The sequence below is a fragment of the Pseudoalteromonas sp. HL-AS2 genome (assembly GCF_031198805.1).
Classification (GTDB): Bacteria; Pseudomonadota; Gammaproteobacteria; order Enterobacterales; family Alteromonadaceae; genus Pseudoalteromonas; species Pseudoalteromonas nigrifaciens.
The window spans coordinates 2808747-2826188 of the sequence record NZ_CP133571.1; the positions used below are offsets into that span (position 1 = coordinate 2808747).

Here is a 17442-nt window from a genome sequence, read left to right on the forward strand (position 1 = left end):
TGCCAAGTGATTATCATAAACAATGTTAAATAAACTTAAAATAAATGAAAACAACCAAATACAACAAATAGATAGTGATTTATTAAAGCGCAAAAATATATTTTTAGGCGTTAAGCGCGATGATCTACTCCACCCCCTCATAAGTGGAAATAAATGGCGAAAGCTTAAATACAATTTAGCCCAGATGCAGGCGCTTAAAAAAACTGAATTACTCACTTTTGGTGGTGCTTTTTCTAATCATATTCATGCGTGTGCGGCGGCTGGCAAGTTTTTTAATATAAAAACGCACGGGATTATTCGCGGCCCAGAACTAGACCCTAACAATCCTACACTTTTGTTCGCACAGCAATGTGGTATGCAGCTACACCCAATCACACGTATAGAGTACAAACAACGTAGCCAAAGCGATTATTTAACGCAGTTGCAATCGCGTTTCCCTAATGCCTATATTTTACCTGAAGGTGGGACAAATAAACTGGCGCTTGAGGGTTGTAAAGAGCTTGCCCTGAGCTTACCTAAGCACGACTACTTAGTTTGCCCCACAGGAAGCGGTGGCACCTTAGCGGGGCTTATTGAAGGCAGTTCAGTTAATACAACGGTACTGGGAATTGCGGTACTAAAACAAGCTGACTATTTACGCGATGAAATTAAAGCGCTTAGCCCTAAAGCCGCTTCACAAACTAATTGGCAATTATTATGTGATTTTCATGGTGGTGGTTATGGTAAGTTTTCTGCCGAACTTTGGCAGTTTTGCCAATACATGAAAACTGAGCACCAACTGCCATTAGAGCCTATTTATACTGGTAAAATGATGCATGCTTTGTGGCAATTAATTGCGCAGGACTACTTTGCGCCAGGCAGTAAAATTATTGCGGTTCATACGGGTGGGTTACAAGGATTAGATGGTTTAAAATACAGAGGACTTATTTAAAATTAATGAAATACGGTTTGTGTAAAATCAGGCAACAACTGCGTAAAATAAAACCCCTGCGCGGCATCTACCCCTAAAATAGTAAGCATTTGTAGCTCTTGTTTGGTTTCTACGTCACTAGCAAATACCGCTATATTTAATAACTGGCAAGCATTTACAATGTTTTTTACACAACTTTGTTGATGCGTGCTTGCCTCTATTGAGTGCACTAAATCGTAGGCTAATTTAACTCCTAAAACTTGTGGGTAATTAACCAGTTGAATAATATGGTCGCAACTTTTAATACCATCAATAATAATCTGATAATTTAGCTTAGTTATTATTTTTAATACGCCTTGTAAACGTATTTGATATTTAAAAAAGTCTGCTGCATTTATTTCAAATTGTAGTTTATGCTCTATTTTAAAATCGCTTACTTGCGTTATTAGCCATTGCCAAAACGCTTTGTTAAACCAATTTTTAGGATGTAAGCTAATGCTAATAATTGCGGCTGAAGTATCTGCTAGTAATAGCTTTTTAACTTTGATGATAATTGCTTGATCAAATAAAAATGCGTCTTGATCATTATCTAGCTGATTAATGCCAGCATTAGCTAGCAGCAACTCATTAGCGCCACCGCGTACTCTAATCAACACTTCATGTTGCAAAATACGCCCACTATCGAGTTCAAATAAAGGCTGAAAATAAATTACAAATTTATTTTTTTTAATGCTTTTTATTATTTGGTTATTCGAAAATATATTTACTCGGCTATGGCTTATTCCCAAGCGATGACAATGCTGTAATGGGCTTTGCTGCGATAAAGTTAACGCAGACTTTGCTTGTTGATAAACCAGTGTTTGATTAGCACTTGCTCTGTAATTACACAGGCCTATTTTTACATTTTTTGCCGTTAAGTGTTTTTGATGCTTTTTACATATTGTTAGTGCACAAAAATTTAAGCGCTCAATGTACAGCTCTAACTTAATGATTGGAATATGCTTTATGGTTACCGCTAAGTTACCCGCACTTAATAATTTAACTGAAATATAGTTTAACGCAGGTAAGTTTTTTGCAAGTAGAATTTTAAAACTAGCTTCTAGATCAGTACTGGGATCAAAATGACAATGACACTCGATCAGGGCAAATATATTATAAGCTGCAGCCGTACTCTCACTCAAAGGGCGATCATTATCTAAAGTATTAGTAGGCGCTGTTTCTGCCTCTATTTTATGCTTTACATTACACCTTGATTTCAATGGCGCTACTAGAGTTGCTAAATGAGTAACCCAGCGAGTTGCCGCTAATATAATTAAATTTAGCAACACAACAAGATGAGCCTTAAAGCGGTTAATAAACTTAAGCTTACCCTTTTGCATAATGCACTCGCTAGTTAAATTACTAGCTAAAGTGTTGTCTAAGATCCCAATAAGCACAAGGTAATAGTAAAAGTTTAGTATTGCATTTATAGCTAATAAATAATGTTTATAAACTTCTCTAAATAACTTAAAGCGTTACGCCCCATTTAGCTCTTGTACTATAAACGCTTTATGCGGACCCGCTGCTGGGGCGCTAGTAATAGAGTGTAAAAATGCCTCAAGAGCTTTTTTTCTTTGCTCGTTAACGATAAAGGCTGCAGTATTTTAGATGTTTGTGGTGACAAAGGATCGTTAGGATCTTTAGGATCTTTAGGATCTTTATTAAAAACAAAGCCGCCGGCATTATAAATATTTAAAACACCTGCAATAGAAGGAAACACGCCATTATGCATCCACGGCTTACTATTCATCACATTTCTTAAGCTGGGAGTTTTGAATTTGCCTATATCGGCTGCTCGCTGTATGAAGTTAACCGCCTTGATATTGGCACACATTTATCATCATTTATCTAAACTAAGCAGAGTAAGTCCTAAAAAACATCGAGTAGGGTGAGGCTTTTGCCTCATCCCTCTCACAGAGCCGTACGTACGGGCCTCGTATACGGCTCCTGTATTCTTCTATCCCTTCGGCTTATTTTCTAAACGCCGATTGAGCAAGCCATCCTGTACTTACTTTTTCCATTGAATATAAACCTTGCTCCTCAAACCATTGGTTTGGCATCGCTACATTCGATAATGGACTTAGAGAGTTTCGCCATGAGTTCATTTTGATGAACTTAAATGGCGGCTTTTTCCCTAATTGTTTTAGTCGCTTATGCAACCTCGCTGGGTTTTTCCACAACCTTAACTGAATTGCCCTTAATCGTCGTCTCACCCACCTTGCCAACAAATTTAGCACTCGTTTACAATTGGCTATACTGAAATAATTTACAAAGCCGCGCACAACTGGATTGAGTCTTTTTATTACTTCAATTAAGTTCATGCCACTATTTCGCTTTGTTAATCGTTTAACTCTTTGTTTAAAGCCTTTGAGTTTTGTGGCTTGGATACGCGTCCAATTACTGCCTATCTCCACTCCCAAAAATTTTACGCCTTCACTACTATGCGCTATGTGCGTTTTCTTTTCGTTGACTGTTAACTTTAAGCCTTTTTCGAGTATCTGAGTCGCTACTGTGAGTGCATTCTTGGCTGCTTTTTCTGTGCAGCATAAGATCAATATGTCGTCGGCGTACCTCACTATTCTGTGATTTCGCTTTTTCATTTCTTGATCAAATGCATCTAGGTAGATATTCGCCAACAATGGACTGATAACACCACCTTGTGGACTTCCTAGCTCACTCGCTTCCCAATTATTGCCTATCATTACTCCGCTTTTTAAAAACTGTTTGAGCAGTTTTAAGATGCTACCGTCTGTCACTTTGCGTTTGACGCTGCTTATGATCAAGTCGTGATCGAGTAGGTCAAAACACTTCGACAGATCCATATCAACCACCCACTCACGGTGATATTTACGAATAAATACCGTGGCTTTGCTGATGGCGTCATGACAACTTCGTTTCGGCCTGTACCCATAACTTGATGGGTGAAAGTCGATGTCGAAGAGCGGTTGGAGAATGTTCAATAGTGTTTGTTGTACTATGCGGTCGCGAACTGTTGGAATTCCCAGCAGTCTCACACCACCATCATCTTTCGGTATTTCTATCCGTTTGACTGGCTGTGCGCGATACTGCTTGCTTTGCAGTTCACCTTGCAGTTGTTTCAAGTTTTCTTCTAAATTCAAGGCGAACGCGGCTATGGACTGCCTATCTATTCCGGCCGCTCCTTTCGCTGCTTTCACTTGTTTGAATCCCTTGTACAGGTTATTAATATCTAATAATTGCCCATACAAGCTGTAGTAAACTGTCATCAATTGCCTTTGCTTACGGTATGTCTGTCGTTTCACATTGATGTATAGTGGTGTTCTTCATGAGGACATTAGGTGTGCTAGCCGAATGGCAATCTGCCTAAGTGGTCGCTCATTACTCCCATGCTCGGCCTTCAGTTCTCAGCGTCCACATTCCTGTTTAGCCGTCATCTCTTGCCTATTTCCGTCGAAATACATGTGAGCCTATACGTCGATACTCCTGATTTTCATACACTTAAAGAATACTTCCCCCCTTCGCAATCAATTAAAACTTTTGATTAAAATTGACCCTATCAAACATTCTGTTGATAGTCGGCTTGGTTTTGTCCTCCACACCATCACTGGCTTTCATCGGCCTAGCCTTACTCACTACTACGGGTTCATCTGCCACCTCACACCGACGTTAAACCTTGGGTTTCCCCTTGAGTTTAGGCCACTTATTTACTCTAAGTTTAGATGCCAGGCTTCCCCAGTTACTGCACTGGCTCCCTGTTAGAAATCCCACCCTCAAGCACAGTATTGGTCTGACTAAGTATAGGGCGTTGCGCTATTTTGCACGCTGACCCACCAATACTGCCGAAACAGGTTACGGTTAGTTGTGTACCTCTAACTTCTTATGGCTTCCTTCAGACCCCACCGTTGGCCAGTGACGCCCTTGCCATTCAGATTATCTTCCCCTTAGTCAGGGTAATAAGGCATCTTTCAGCCTATCGGGTTTGCCAGCTTCGCTGGGCAAACAAAAAACCCAGTAATGACACTGGGTTATGGTATGCTTAGATCTTTATTCTTACACTCTTAGTTTAACTGTGTGCTAGAACGGTATGTCGTCATCAAAATCAATGGTTGGTTCCATTGGGTTAGACGCGCCGCCTTGTGGAGCACTTTGCGGTTTAGGAGCAAAGCCACCTTGCTGTTGTGGTGCACTACTTTGCTGTGGTGCAAAACCACCTTGTGGCTGCTGATATTGGTTATTTTGCTGTGGTGCAGGAGCAGACTGTGGCTGTGCTGCTGGTGCAGACTGCTGTTGTGGAGCATAACCACCTTGCTGTTGGTTATTCTGCCCTTGGTTGTTTTGGTAACCACCACTTTGTTGGCCGCCTTGTGATTGATTATTTTGATAACCACCACTTTGCTGTCCGCCTTGAGATTGATTACCTTGGTAACCACCACCTTGCTGGTCGCCACCACGACTCCCTAACATTTGCATTTGGCCGGTAAAACCGTCAACTACAATTTCAGTCGTGTATTTTTCTTGGCCTTGTGGGTCAGTCCATTTACGTGTTTGAAGTTTACCTTCAACATAAATTTGTGAACCTTTACGGCAATATTCACCAACAATTTCTGCTAACTTGCCAAAAAATACCACACGGTGCCACTCAGTTTTATCAACCATTTGGCCAGTGTTTTTATCTTTGTAGCTATCTGAAGTTGCTAAGGTGATATTTGCTACACCGTTGCCGTTAGGCATATAACGTACTTCAGGATCTTGTCCTAAATTACCAACCAAAATTACTTTGTTCACACCGCGTGCCATGGAACTATCTCCTATAAACGTTAGATTAAACCAGCTACTTTACGTGCTTGGTCTAGGTCAAATTCTTTATCATTAATCTTTAAGTAGCTGCGGCTTTCGTCGCGCACTACAGTTGCTTCTATTACGCCAGGTAAAGCAACTAACAGAGAAGCAAGCGACTGTGCCTGCTCTTCTGAATCTAATTTGGTCATTAAGCTAATAACTTTACTTTTGGGTGGGACTTGCATTTTCCACGCAATAATAAGCCATATTAACCCAACAAGTGCCGCTGCCGCAAACACCGCTTGCGTTGTTGTGGTTTGTGCTACATAACCGCCAAGCATACCGCCTAAAAAGGCACCTAAAAACTGGCTAGTAGAATACCCTCCCATGGCAGAGCCTTTTTGGCTTGCTGGTGCAATACGCGATACTAGCGCTGGCATGGTGGCTTCTAAAAAGTTAAATGCAACAAAATACAACAGCATACAAACAGCAATACCTACAATACTGTTAACCCATACCGACATAGCCAGCATGCTCAACATTAACAGTATAACGGAGCCAATAAATGCCTGCTTTTCTTTCTCTTTTTTAATGGCGATTATCATAATAGGCACCATTAATAAAAAAGCTAAAAATAATACTGGGATATATAAATGCCAGTGATTATCGGCCACTAAGCCATCTTTAATAAGCTGACTCGGTAACACTACAAAAATAGTAGTGAGGGTTAAATGTAGTAGTAATACACCCGCATTTAAGCGCGCTAACTGCGGGTGTTTAATTAATTTTTTAATATCGCTAAAGCTGGCGAGGGTATCGCCTTTAGGGGCTTTATTAACCGCATTAGGCACTAGCATAGTCACTATAAATATGCCGATTATAGCTAATATTGCGGTTAACCAAAATACCCCCGAAATACCCCACGAGGCAGCAACGATTGGCCCAAGTAACATAGCAAACGCAAAGCTCATGCCTATGCTCATACCAATAACGGCCATTACTTTAGGGCGTTGTTCATCGCGGCTTAAATCGGAAGCAAATGCCAGTAATGCACTGGCTATAGCGCCCATGCCTTGTAGCGCACGCCCAACTGTAACCATTTGAATTGAATCGGCTAATGCAGCTATTACCGAACCCAGCGCAAACATTAGTAAGCCGCCAACAATAACCTTTTTACGGCCAATTTTATCAGACAGTCGGCCCATAGGTATTTGCAACACCGCTTGAGTTAACCCATACGCGCCAATAGCAAAGCCTATCCAGATAGGCGAAAAGCCCTCCAATGATTGGCCATAAATAGCTAATACAGGCATCAGCATAAATAAGCCGAGCATTCTAAATGCAAACACACTAGCTAGCGATATGGCAGCGCGTTTTTCTCGTGAATTAAGTGAAGATGCGGTCATTATTTGCGTGATCTTACTGTGTGGAAAATTTAGGCTGATATTCTACCATAAGCTTACTAATAATTAATCGTCATAAGTAAGGATTTTTCATTGATCATAGATTAATAATGTTACGTATTATGCGATACTGGACAAATAATTTTGGTAATAGACGAGATAGCATGGAAAACATTGAAGTCCGAGGCGCCCGCACGCACAATTTAAAAGACATCAGCCTAACCATCCCACGTGATAAGTTAATTGTTATTACTGGCCTATCTGGTTCGGGTAAGTCTTCGCTTGCATTTGATACTTTGTATGCAGAGGGGCAGCGTCGTTATGTTGAATCACTTTCTGCGTATGCAAGGCAGTTTTTATCACTGATGGAAAAACCCGATGTAGATCATATTGAAGGTCTTTCTCCGGCTATTTCTATTGAGCAAAAGTCAACATCGCACAACCCGCGTTCGACTGTGGGTACGATTACCGAAATTTATGACTATTTACGTTTAATGTTTGCCCGCGTGGGCGAACCGCGTTGCCCAACTCACGACCTACCGTTAGCCGCACAAACTATTAGCCAAATGGTCGATACTGTTTTAGCTCTGCCTGAGGGCAGTAAACTCATGTTGCTTGCACCGGTAATAAAAGAGCGTAAAGGTGAGCATGTTAAGCTCCTTGAGCAATTGGCGAGCCAAGGCTACATTCGTGCCCGTATTGATGGCGAAGTATGTGACCTATCGGATCCACCGCCACTTGATCTACATAAAAAACATACTATAGAAGTAGTTGTAGACCGCTTTAAAGTAAAAGATGGCCAACAACAGCGTTTAGCTGAGTCATTTGAAGCTGCATTAGAAATGTCGGGTGGCGTGGCTAACATAGCTTATATGGATGACAGCAGCGCAGAAGAAATGCTGTTTTCGGCTAATTTTGCCTGCCCTACTTGTGGCTATGCCATGACCGAGTTAGAGCCAAGATTGTTTTCGTTTAACAATCCAGCCGGAGCATGCCAAAGCTGTGACGGCCTAGGCGTACGCCAATATTTTGATCCAAACCGCGTAGTACAAAACCCTGAACTAAGCTTGGCCGGTGGCGCAATTAAAGGCTGGGATAAACGTAGTTTTTATTATTACCAAATGCTACAAGCCGTTGCGCAGCATTATAATTTTGATTTAGATGTGCCATATCAGGATTTAGATAAAACCTCGCAAAAAATCATTTTAGAAGGCTCAGACACTACTAAAATAGCCTTTAGCTACCGTAACGACCGCGGCGATTTGATTACCCGTAATCACGAGTTTGAAGGGGTACTTAATAATATGTACCGTCGCTACCGTGAAACTGAATCAAACTCGGTACGTGAAGAACTAGCAAAGTATCAAACCAGCCAGGCTTGCCCTAGCTGTCATGGCTCGCGTTTACGCCAAGAGTCACGCCATGTATTCATTGGCCAAACTAACTTACCCACTATTACTCATATGAGTATTGGTGAAGCAATGGACTTTTTTGAAGGGTTAAAACTAACCGGACAAAGAGGCCAAATAGCTGAAAAAATATTAAAAGAAATTCGCGACCGTTTATCGTTTTTAATTAACGTGGGTTTAAACTACCTCTCACTCGATAGAAGTGCCGATACGCTTTCGGGCGGTGAAGCACAACGTATTCGCCTTGCAAGCCAAATTGGCGCAGGCCTAGTGGGTGTTATGTATGTACTGGATGAGCCATCAATTGGTTTGCATCAGCGCGATAACGACCGATTATTAAAAACATTGGTGCATTTACGTGATTTAGGTAACACGGTCATTGTGGTTGAGCACGACGAAGATGCCATTCGCGCAGCCGATCACATTATTGATATTGGCCCAGGTGCTGGTGTGCATGGCGGGCATATTATTGCCCAAGGTACTCGCGACGATATTTTAGCCTGTAAAGAGTCGGTTACTGGGCAGTTTTTATCCGGCGTACGTAGAATAGAAATACCTAAATTACGCCACCCCACTAACGACAAATGGCTGGAGTTATTTGGCGCTACTGGTAACAACTTAAAAAATGTTGATTTAAAAATTCCATTTGGCTTAATGACCTGTGTAACAGGTGTGTCTGGCTCGGGCAAGTCTACGCTCATAAACGACACCTTATTTAAGCTTGCGCATACTGAATTAAATGGCGCAACAACTGCCGAAGCTGCTGCGTATAAATCAATTTCAGGGCTTGAGCATTTTGATAAAGTGATCGACATTGATCAGAGCCCCATTGGCCGCACACCACGCTCTAACCCGGCTACTTATACTGGTATTTTTACTGGTATTCGTGAATTATTTGCCGGTACGCAAGAGTCGCGCTCTCGTGGTTATAAAGTAGGTCGCTTTAGCTTTAACGTTAAAGGCGGACGCTGTGAAGCTTGCCAAGGCGATGGCGTAATTAAGGTAGAAATGCACTTTTTACCTGATGTGTACGTGCCGTGCGACGTATGTAAGGGTAAACGATATAATCGCGAAACCCTTGAAGTACTGTATAAGGGTAAAAATATTCATCAAGTACTCGACATGACAGTGGAAGATGCCCACGACTACTTTGATAAAATACCGGCCATTGCACGCAAACTTAAAACCCTGATGGACGTAGGTTTATCGTACATTCGTTTAGGCCAAGCAGCTACAACGCTTTCGGGCGGTGAAGCACAGCGAGTTAAATTAGCCCGCGAGCTGTCAAAACGCGATACCGGTAAAACGCTATACATACTTGATGAACCAACAACAGGCTTACACTTTGCCGATATTGAACAGCTGCTTGTTGTACTTCATCGCTTGCGCGATCACGGTAATACTATTGTTGTTATTGAGCATAACCTCGATGTTATTAAAACCGCAGATTGGGTTATCGATTTAGGCCCTGAAGGCGGAGCTGGCGGTGGTGAAATACTCATTGCAGGTACACCTGAGCAAGTAGCCGAGTGTGAGCGCTCGCATACTGGTCGTTATTTAAAAGAACTGCTTAAATAACGAGTGCAGCTTAGCTGGGTAGCTGGGTAGCTGGGTAGCTATTCATTTTTTTGTGTATTTGGTGGTTAACTTCTTTTATTAACCGCCAAATATACTAATAAAACAAAAATGCCGCTTTATAAATAAAGCGGCATTTTTATTGATCATTTTAACTAGCAAGGTTTAGCCGCGAGGAATAAAACCGAGTGCATCGTACACAGCTTTTAACGTACCTTCGGCTTGGCTGCTGGCTTTTTCTGCGCCACGCTTCATGATGTTATTAAGGAGTGTTTGATCTTCTCTGATCTCTTTAAAACGCGCTTGAATTGGCTCAATCATTGCCACCACCGCATCTGCTGTGTCTTTTTTCAGATGGCCGTACATTTTGTCTTCGTACTCTGGCACTAAATCTTCAATTGAACGTTTAGTTGCCACACTTAACAAGGTAAGTAAGTTTGACACTCCAGGCTTTTCAGCTCGGTCAAAGTAAATACGCGCTTGTTCGTCTGAATCGGTAACTGCTTTTTTCAGTTTTTTCTCAATCTTTTTTGGCTCATCTAACATCATAATAAAACCATTTAGATTTTCATCAGACTTAGACATTTTTTTCAGCGGATCTTGCAAGCTCATTACTCGCGCACCAAACTCTGGAATATACGCTTGAGGTATTTTAAATACCTCGCCATACAGGTTGTTAAAACGTGTTGCGATATCGCGGGTTAGTTCAAGGTGTTGCTTTTGATCTTCCCCTACCGGCACTTGCTCTGCTTGGTATAATAAAATATCGGCCGCTTGTAATACTGGGTAAGCAAATAAGCCCACGTTAATATTGTGCGCGTGCGTTGCCGACTTATCTTTAAACTGGGTCATACGATTAAGTTCGCCCATTTGTGCATAACAGTTTAATACCCAAGCAAGTTGTGCATGCTCTGGTACTTGCGATTGCACAAATAACGCGGCTTTTTCTGGGTTAATACCACAAGCAGTATAAAGCGCTACACCATCTAAAACTCGCGAGCGAAGTAATTCAGGGTCTTGACGCACAGTTACTGCGTGAAGATCTGCAAGCATAAAGTAGCTATCATAGTCTTCCTGTAACTTTAGCCACTGGTTAATAGCGCCAACATAGTTGCCTATTGTCATACCACCGGTTGGCTGCACGCCACTTAAAACTACTGGTTTACTCATGATTTTCCTTTATTTTGCTTAATTAACAGCACTTAGCGCTGTGTAAGAACAGGTATTATATCTAAGAAGTTATCGCATAGGTACTGTGGATTATAGTCCTTAAGGTTTTCACCTTGATTATAACCATAGCTCAGTGCAATAACGTCAATTTTAGCTGCATTGGCAGCTAGTATATCGCTTTTAGAGTCGCCAATCATAATCGCTTTACTGGGCTCAACATTTAGTTTATTACAGGCAAATAACAACGGCTCTGCTGATGGCTTTTTAGCCATGTCATCACCACAAATTATTAGCTCAAAATGACTCGTTAAGGCTAACTTATCCAGTAATTTTTCGGTAAATAAACGATCTTTATTAGTGATCAATGCCTTGGGCATACCACGTAGGGCAGCAAGCCCAGTTTCAACATGTTGGTAAAGTACGCTATATTCACCTACTTGCTGTTCATAATGTTGGTAAAATAATGTAAATGCTTTATCGCTAAGTACTTTATCTAAATGCTCACTTATTTGCATTTCGCCACTCAGTGCGCGTTTTACTAATACTTCTATACCATTACCAACCCAGCTTTCTACTAAGCGCTGGCTAACAATCGGAAATGCTAAGTCGCTCAAAGTAAGATTAAGTGCTATGTATAAATCGTATACACTATCTACTAAGGTGCCATCTAAATCAAACAGGGCTAGGTCGTACTTCATTATTTAACACTTCCTAATTGCTCACGCATTTGATCGATAACTTCTTGGTAATTTGGCTGGTTAAAAATGGCTGATCCCGCTACAAACATATCAGCTCCTGCCTCTGCAGCAGCGGCAATGTTATCGACTTTTATTCCGCCATCAACTTCTAAGCGTATATTGCGACCCGATTCTACAATACGTTGTTTTGCTTGGCGTAGTTTTTCTAAAGTATGCGGAATAAAGCTTTGCCCACCAAACCCTGGATTAACCGACATAATTAAAATAACATCAATTTTATCCATCACATGATCAAGAAAGCTCAAGCTAGTACCTGGATTAAACACTAAACCAGCTTGGCAGCCATGATCTTTTATTAATTGTAATGTGCGGTCAATATGCTCACTGGCTTCTGGATGAAAGGTAATAATTGAAGCACCGGCCTCGGCAAACTGAGGAATAAGGCTATCAACCGGTTTAACCATTAAATGCACATCAATAGGCGCTTTAATGCCGTAATTTCTGAGCGCTTTACACACCATAGGGCCAATAGTTAAGTTAGGCACATAGTGATTATCCATCACGTCAAAGTGAACCACATCGGCACCCGCAGCAAGTACACTATCAACATCTTCACCTAGTTTAGCGAAATCAGCAGATAAAATAGAAGGGGCTATTAAGTATTTTTTTTCTGGGTTCAACATAGTTAATCCGGCAATGAATAATATATTGCGTTAATGTAACTTAATTAATGATGTTACCCAAGTAATCGCGACAAATATAATGGCTTAATAAAAATAAAGATTATTGATAAGCCTTTATTTTCATTCGACTTTAGAAGCTAATGATAAAATTTAAGTTTGTTATTTAAGCAATTTTTGTTATGCTTAAAAAAGGATCAAATTATTAGGTTTAAATCATGCGTGCTTTTAAAACGGGGATATTAATGGCGTCAGCACTTTTGTTTGTTGGAGCGTTAAATTTTATCTCAAGTTCTGAGCAAGATTTAACAGCAATTAACAATTGCCAGCAAAAACAAACAACCACTACAGATACAGCTGTAAGTGCTTGCCTTAAAGTAACAGATGAGTCGTCTTGGTCTTCATGGATAACAGGCGACAGCCGCAGTGCACAGTTTCATTATTTAGATTTATTAGAGTTGCTTACAAGCTCTGGTGATTCTAAAAAGCTTCCCTCTTTAAAACCATCATTTTAAATATGCGACAGTTTTTTAGCGCCTTACAAAGTGTACTTGCTGCATTTTTTGGGGTGCAATCTAACCATAAACGCCACGCAGATTTTAAACACCACTCGCCAGTTAGCATTATCATAATAGCTATTATGCTTTTTATTGTTTTTATTATTTCGATTTACGCGATTGTTGTTTCGGTGCTAAGTACATAGCCATTAGTTCGCTCACTTTATTACGCGATCCGCCTTTAGGGCTAATAGTACGCTTTACCTGAATTTGATCTAATGTGGCTTGGCTATAAATTTTACGCGTCCATACCGTATCATGGTTAGAGATAAGCACTGGAGTGTCATTTTCAAACGCCGCTTGCTCGGCTAAATTTGCTAAATTTGCTTGATCATCTAAATTAAAACCGCCCTTAGCATACGAGGTAAACGAGGCTGTTTTACTTAAAGGCACATACGGTGGATCACAATAAATAACTGCATTTTTAGGTACTAGTTTAAAAATGTCATCGTAATCAAGGCAGGTAAACGTAGCCTGTTGCGCTTTTTTAGCAAAAAAGTACATTTCTTTTTCGGGAAAATAAGGCTTTTTGTATTTACCAAAAGGTACATTAAAAATACCCTTTAAGTTATACCTACAAAGCCCGTTATAACCGTGTCTATTCATATATAAAAACAGCATTGCGCGTTCGTATATATCGCTACTTTGATTAAATTGCACGCGGTATTCGTAGTAAGCGTCGGGATGATTATTTAAATCCACAAACAGCTTTTTAGCATCACTTATAAACTCATCGGGCGAGTTTTTAAGTTCTTTGTATAAATTAATTAAATCGGCATTAATATCATTAAGAATATAGTGTTTAAAGTCGCTATTTAAAAACACTGAGCCGGCACCAACAAAAGGTTCAACCAAAGTATCAGCCTGCTGGCTAGCTTGCTTTAGTCGCGCGTTAATATCTTCAACTAGACTGTATTTTCCGCCAGCCCATTTAAGGAAGGCTCTACTCTTTTGCTGCATTGGCTCTTTACTTCAATCTGGTGTTGCGCGATTTTACACTAAAGTTGCTTAGTTTACTGATCAACTAATACAATTTCTTGTTTTATTTTGCTTATTTTTTTATAGAAAGGCTTATTTATTTTAACCTCTGCAGGCAAAGCGCTCATAGCTAACTTTGCAGCATTCATATCAGTAAAACTACCCACTGTTACCACCCACCAAGTTTTATTGTTTCTTTTAGTTTGATAGGTATGCGCTACTTTTTGTAGTTTATGCTGGCTAATAAATTCAGCACTGACTTGTTGCTGAGTAATCGCTAATAATTGAATAACTGTATTTGTGTCTGGCTGTTGTAAGTACCATGCATTACCTGTGAGTATTTTGCTCTCAACCTGAGCTGAAATATTACTGTGTGGCTGCGTTGCTAATATCTTTGGCTCTACCGATGGTGTATTTTTAGAGCTGGGAATTGTTTGCTTCGCAGTCAGACTTTGCATAATTGCAGGCACATCATTATGCGCTGTTTGTAGCTCAACTGTGCTTGCAGGTAAGTTAGGTGGCGCTGCAATAACGCTATTGTCGCTATTCGCTAATGGCTGCTGTATTTGCTTAACCGAAATTGCCGTTGTGAGCACTTCAGGCTCAGCTTGCTGATAATATTGTTGCCACCATTGGGTCATGTCTGATTTATATAACAAGCCAATTATTAAAAACAGAATAATTAACATCAAAATTAATAAGTGTAAACGCCAAGATACTTTATCTTTTACAACAACATCCGCTATATGTTCTGTTGCTTGCCAGCTCAGTAATAAATTAGGATTACCCTGAGCCGCAGCTATAAAAGCTTGATAAACTGGGTCTTCATCATAAGGCAGGTCGCTAAAATACCAACGCATTAACTGCTTACTTTCACTTTGGTTTAATGGCTCTAAGTGAATGTTTATTGCCGCAGTAAAGGCCAGTTTTGACTGCGCAGCAAGCATAATATACAGCGTACTGGGGGAGTTTTTAGCCAGTAGTTCTAACTCTACCTGTAATTCTTCTGATAAGTGCCTGGCGTTATCTAGCACCCATAAACAAGGGCCACAAGCTTGCTGTTGTAATAATTGATAAAAGTTTTCGGATAAGCTCAAGCTATGATCAATTAAAGGTGCATTAAAGCTTTGCTCTAATAGCTCGCTCATTAATTGAATGTCTGTCATTTGCGCTGTTACTTGCACAAATGCTTTATTAAAATCGTTATATTTATCAGTAATAAAAGTTTCGAGTAGGTAGCTTTTACCTAGGCCAGAGGTGCCTAGTAAAACAATCAGGTTTTGTCCGTACTCAAATTGCAGTGCGATTCTATCCACCAATGCCGCACGGCTTGGTAAAATTTGTGGCTGCATTATTGCTCGATTAACGCTCGAACTTGGTCATCTGAAACATCATCCACTAATGCACATTGTCCAAATTGGGTGGGCAGAATAAAGCGGATAGTACCCTTTTTATTCTTTTTGTCTTTACGCATATGCTGCAAAAAATGCTCGCTGGTCATTACCGGCGGGATCTGCGTGGGTAAGCTATATTGCGCAATTAAACCAGAGATACGAGTAACGTCCTCAGCGGTTAAATCTTGGCGTGTATATGCTAGTTTTGCAGCAAGTACCATACCTGTTGCTACTGCTTCGCCATGTAGCCAAACACCGTACCCCATTTGCGCTTCAATTGCGTGCGCAAAGGTATGACCTAAGTTTAATAGTGCTCTTAGGCCTTGCTCTTTTTCGTCTTGAGCTACAATTAGCGCTTTAATTTCACAGCACCTATAAATTATATGCTGTAAACAGGCTTCATCTAATTGCTGTAAACGCTCAACATTTTGCTCTAAGTAAGCAAATAGCTCAGTATCGTAAATCAAACCGTATTTAATCACTTCAGCCATACCGGCTGCAAACTCGCGCGCAGGTAAAGTATGTAATGATTGTGTGTCGATAAAAACGGCTTGTGGCTGATAAAATGCCCCAATCATATTTTTACCTAGTGGATGATTTACCGCTGTTTTTCCACCTACCGACGAATCAACTTGTGATAATAGTGTCGTTGGCATTTGAATAAAGGGAATGCCACGCTGATAACATGCAGCAACAAAACCAGTTAAATCACCAACAACGCCGCCACCTAATGCAATTAAGCAGGTGTCACGACCACAGTTATTTTCGAGTAAGAATGCCGATATTTTTTCAAACCAAGTAAGCGATTTATATTGCTCGCCATCAGGAATAATAAAGTGCAGTGGATTCAATGTTGCTAACTGCGCTAATAAGCCTTGTAAATAAAAAGGCGCAATAGTGTCGTTAGTAATGATGATAGGCCGACAATCACCAATGTGATGAACTAGGCGGCCATTATCTTGAAGTGTAGATTGACCAATATAAATAGGGTAACTTCGCTCGTCTAAATTAACAGATAATTCAAGCATGCTTAGCTATTTCCTTTAATATTAGTAATTAAAAATCCAATTTCTCGATGATTTGGTTAGCAACAACTTTAGCGCTTTGCTCATCAGTGCGTACAACAAAATCAGCCACTTCTTTATATAACGGTTCGCGTTCTTCTGCTAAACGCTCTAATACATCACGAGGTGCTTCTTCTGTTTGCAGTAATGGGCGACGCTTGTCGCGTTGTGTGCGTGCAACTTGTTTTTCAATCGGTGTCTCTAGGTATACTACAATACCGCGAGCCGAAAGCTTGTTTCTAACTTCTTTACTCATTACTGAACCACCACCGGTTGCAAGTACAATACCCTGCATTTCGGTTAGATCGCCAATAACAGATTCTTCACGAAGTCTAAAGCCTTCTTCACCTTCAAGATCAAACACCCAGGCAATATCTGCACCGGTACGGCGTTCGATTTCTTGATCAGAATCAACAAATTCAAGGTGTAATTGGTCAGCGATGTGACGACCAATCGTACTTTTGCCAGCCCCCATGGGGCCAACTAGAAATATATTACGTTTCTCAGCCATATCTTTTAGTACAAACGAACTCTAAAATTTGAAATAAAACCCCGCCTAACGACCTGGCCCCAAAATTAAGGAGAGGATTATCTCAGTAATCGGTTGGGTATTTCAAGTCAATTAGCATAAAAAGCCATATAACGAGCAATTAATCTAAATAATCATCCATTAGTTAACAAAACATTAGCTTATTTTAGGGAGTATTTATTTTTCATGGTTAAAATTTGTGCAATCCAAAGTTGTATTTATCAAATTACTGATAACTTTACTACGTAATGTTATGTAAAACTCACACAGTAAAGCGC

The 17442-nt window shown here is 40.5% G+C and carries 16 protein-coding genes; 4 read left to right on the forward strand and 12 right to left on the reverse strand.

Annotation, left to right across the window (positions count from 1 at the left end):
- Positions 1–22: 22 nt before the first annotated feature.
- Positions 23–931, forward strand: a complete 909-nt coding sequence (locus RB215_RS13095; protein WP_011329345.1) for a 1-aminocyclopropane-1-carboxylate deaminase/D-cysteine desulfhydrase — start codon at positions 23–25, stop codon at positions 929–931.
- A 2-nt stretch (positions 932–933) separates the two neighbouring features.
- Here RB215_RS13095 and RB215_RS13100 read toward each other — a convergent pair whose 3' ends face one another.
- From RB215_RS13100 to RB215_RS13120, 5 genes are all read right to left on the reverse strand, one after another.
- On the reverse strand, positions 934–2289 hold the full coding sequence (locus tag RB215_RS13100; protein WP_309216531.1) for an EAL domain-containing protein: 1356 nt from the start codon (positions 2287–2289) through the stop codon (positions 934–936).
- A 158-nt stretch (positions 2290–2447) separates the two neighbouring features.
- Positions 2448–2699 carry a hypothetical protein gene (locus RB215_RS13105; RefSeq protein ID WP_182679339.1) on the reverse strand — a complete coding sequence of 84 codons (252 nt, stop codon included), beginning with the start codon at positions 2697–2699 and terminating at the stop codon, positions 2448–2450.
- A 220-nt stretch (positions 2700–2919) separates the two neighbouring features.
- Entirely contained in the window at positions 2920–4194 is a 1275-nt protein-coding gene (gene ltrA / locus RB215_RS13110) for a group II intron reverse transcriptase/maturase (protein ID WP_309216533.1), read from the reverse strand.
- 808 nt (positions 4195–5002) lie between these two features.
- Entirely contained in the window at positions 5003–5725 is a 723-nt protein-coding gene (ssb, locus tag RB215_RS13115) for a single-stranded DNA-binding protein (RefSeq protein ID WP_182677553.1), read from the reverse strand.
- Positions 5726–5745: 20 nt separating this feature from the next.
- Positions 5746–7113 carry an MFS transporter gene (locus RB215_RS13120; RefSeq protein WP_089368797.1) on the reverse strand — a complete coding sequence of 456 codons (1368 nt, stop codon included), beginning with the start codon at positions 7111–7113 and terminating at the stop codon, positions 5746–5748.
- A gap of 161 nt (positions 7114–7274) precedes the next feature.
- Here RB215_RS13120 and uvrA point away from each other — a divergent pair, with 161 nt between their 5' ends.
- Positions 7275–10097 (forward strand): excinuclease ABC subunit UvrA, encoded by a 2823-nt coding sequence (uvrA, locus tag RB215_RS13125; RefSeq protein ID WP_182677587.1) that lies wholly within the window; start codon positions 7275–7277, stop codon positions 10095–10097.
- A 162-nt stretch (positions 10098–10259) separates the two neighbouring features.
- Here uvrA and trpS read toward each other — a convergent pair whose 3' ends face one another.
- The 3 genes from trpS to rpe are packed head-to-tail and all read right to left on the reverse strand — an operon-like array spanning position 10260 to position 12645.
- Positions 10260–11264 carry a tryptophan--tRNA ligase gene (gene trpS / locus RB215_RS13130; RefSeq protein WP_011329353.1) on the reverse strand — a complete coding sequence of 335 codons (1005 nt, stop codon included), beginning with the start codon at positions 11262–11264 and terminating at the stop codon, positions 10260–10262.
- 32 nt (positions 11265–11296) lie between these two features.
- Entirely contained in the window at positions 11297–11962 is a 666-nt protein-coding gene (locus RB215_RS13135) for a phosphoglycolate phosphatase (protein ID WP_089368798.1), read from the reverse strand.
- Positions 11962–12645: a ribulose-phosphate 3-epimerase gene (gene rpe, locus RB215_RS13140; RefSeq protein ID WP_179808010.1), complete on the reverse strand. Its 684-nt coding sequence runs from the start codon at positions 12643–12645 to the stop codon at positions 11962–11964. The genes RB215_RS13135 and rpe overlap by 1 nt, the downstream gene beginning before the upstream one ends.
- Before the next feature lie 215 nt (positions 12646–12860).
- Between rpe and RB215_RS13145 the strand changes: the two genes are divergently transcribed.
- Both RB215_RS13145 and RB215_RS13150 read left to right on the forward strand, forming a co-directional pair.
- The gene (locus RB215_RS13145; RefSeq protein WP_089368800.1) at positions 12861–13157 is read left to right on the forward strand and encodes a hypothetical protein; all 297 of its coding nucleotides are present in this window, start codon (positions 12861–12863) and stop codon (positions 13155–13157) included.
- A gap of 2 nt (positions 13158–13159) precedes the next feature.
- The gene (locus tag RB215_RS13150) at positions 13160–13345 is read left to right on the forward strand and encodes a DUF2970 domain-containing protein (RefSeq protein ID WP_041454590.1); all 186 of its coding nucleotides are present in this window, start codon (positions 13160–13162) and stop codon (positions 13343–13345) included.
- On the opposite strand, the gene RB215_RS13155 is transcribed toward RB215_RS13150, so the two are convergent.
- From RB215_RS13155 to aroK, 4 genes are read right to left on the reverse strand one after another with little or no spacing between them, the layout of a single operon-like run.
- Entirely contained in the window at positions 13302–14159 is an 858-nt protein-coding gene (locus RB215_RS13155; RefSeq protein WP_011329357.1) for a Dam family site-specific DNA-(adenine-N6)-methyltransferase, read from the reverse strand. The genes RB215_RS13150 and RB215_RS13155 overlap by 44 nt on opposite strands.
- Before the next feature lie 53 nt (positions 14160–14212).
- Positions 14213–15529, reverse strand: a complete 1317-nt coding sequence (locus RB215_RS13160) for an AAA family ATPase (RefSeq protein WP_309216534.1) — start codon at positions 15527–15529, stop codon at positions 14213–14215.
- Positions 15529–16599, reverse strand: coding sequence for a 3-dehydroquinate synthase (gene aroB, locus RB215_RS13165; protein ID WP_306288435.1), 1071 nt, complete (start codon positions 16597–16599; stop codon positions 15529–15531). Before aroB ends, RB215_RS13160 begins: the two co-directional genes overlap by 1 nt.
- A gap of 28 nt (positions 16600–16627) precedes the next feature.
- A complete protein-coding gene (aroK, locus tag RB215_RS13170; protein ID WP_008466255.1) occupies positions 16628–17146 on the reverse strand; it encodes a shikimate kinase AroK in 519 nt (172 codons plus the stop codon).
- Positions 17147–17442 lie beyond the last annotated feature (296 nt).

Bases quoted from the DNA above. Each gene is read 5' to 3' on its own strand.
- RB215_RS13105 (WP_182679339.1), bottom strand. From the start codon at position 2,699: ATGAATAGTAAGCCGTGGATGCATAATGGCGTGTTTCCTTCTATTGCA.
- ltrA (WP_309216533.1), bottom strand. From the start codon at position 4,194: ATGACAGTTTACTACAGCTTGTATGGGCAATTATTAGATATTAATAAC.
- RB215_RS13135 (WP_089368798.1), bottom strand. From the start codon at position 11,962: ATGAAGTACGACCTAGCCCTGTTTGATTTAGATGGCACCTTAGTAGAT.
- trpS (WP_011329353.1), bottom strand. From the start codon at position 11,264: ATGAGTAAACCAGTAGTTTTAAGTGGCGTGCAGCCAACCGGTGGTATG.
- aroK (WP_008466255.1), bottom strand. From the start codon at position 17,146: ATGGCTGAGAAACGTAATATATTTCTAGTTGGCCCCATGGGGGCTGGC.
- rpe (WP_179808010.1), bottom strand. From the start codon at position 12,645: ATGTTGAACCCAGAAAAAAAATACTTAATAGCCCCTTCTATTTTATCT.
- RB215_RS13100 (WP_309216531.1), bottom strand. From the start codon at position 2,289: ATGCAAAAGGGTAAGCTTAAGTTTATTAACCGCTTTAAGGCTCATCTT.
- ssb (WP_182677553.1), bottom strand. From the start codon at position 5,725: ATGGCACGCGGTGTGAACAAAGTAATTTTGGTTGGTAATTTAGGACAA.
- RB215_RS13160 (WP_309216534.1), bottom strand. From the start codon at position 15,529: ATGCAGCCACAAATTTTACCAAGCCGTGCGGCATTGGTGGATAGAATC.
- RB215_RS13095 (WP_011329345.1), top strand. From the start codon at position 23: ATGTTAAATAAACTTAAAATAAATGAAAACAACCAAATACAACAAATA.
- RB215_RS13145 (WP_089368800.1), top strand. From the start codon at position 12,861: ATGCGTGCTTTTAAAACGGGGATATTAATGGCGTCAGCACTTTTGTTT.
- RB215_RS13150 (WP_041454590.1), top strand. From the start codon at position 13,160: ATGCGACAGTTTTTTAGCGCCTTACAAAGTGTACTTGCTGCATTTTTT.
- RB215_RS13120 (WP_089368797.1), bottom strand. From the start codon at position 7,113: ATGACCGCATCTTCACTTAATTCACGAGAAAAACGCGCTGCCATATCG.
- aroB (WP_306288435.1), bottom strand. From the start codon at position 16,599: ATGCTTGAATTATCTGTTAATTTAGACGAGCGAAGTTACCCTATTTAT.
- uvrA (WP_182677587.1), top strand. From the start codon at position 7,275: ATGGAAAACATTGAAGTCCGAGGCGCCCGCACGCACAATTTAAAAGAC.
- RB215_RS13155 (WP_011329357.1), bottom strand. From the start codon at position 14,159: ATGCAGCAAAAGAGTAGAGCCTTCCTTAAATGGGCTGGCGGAAAATAC.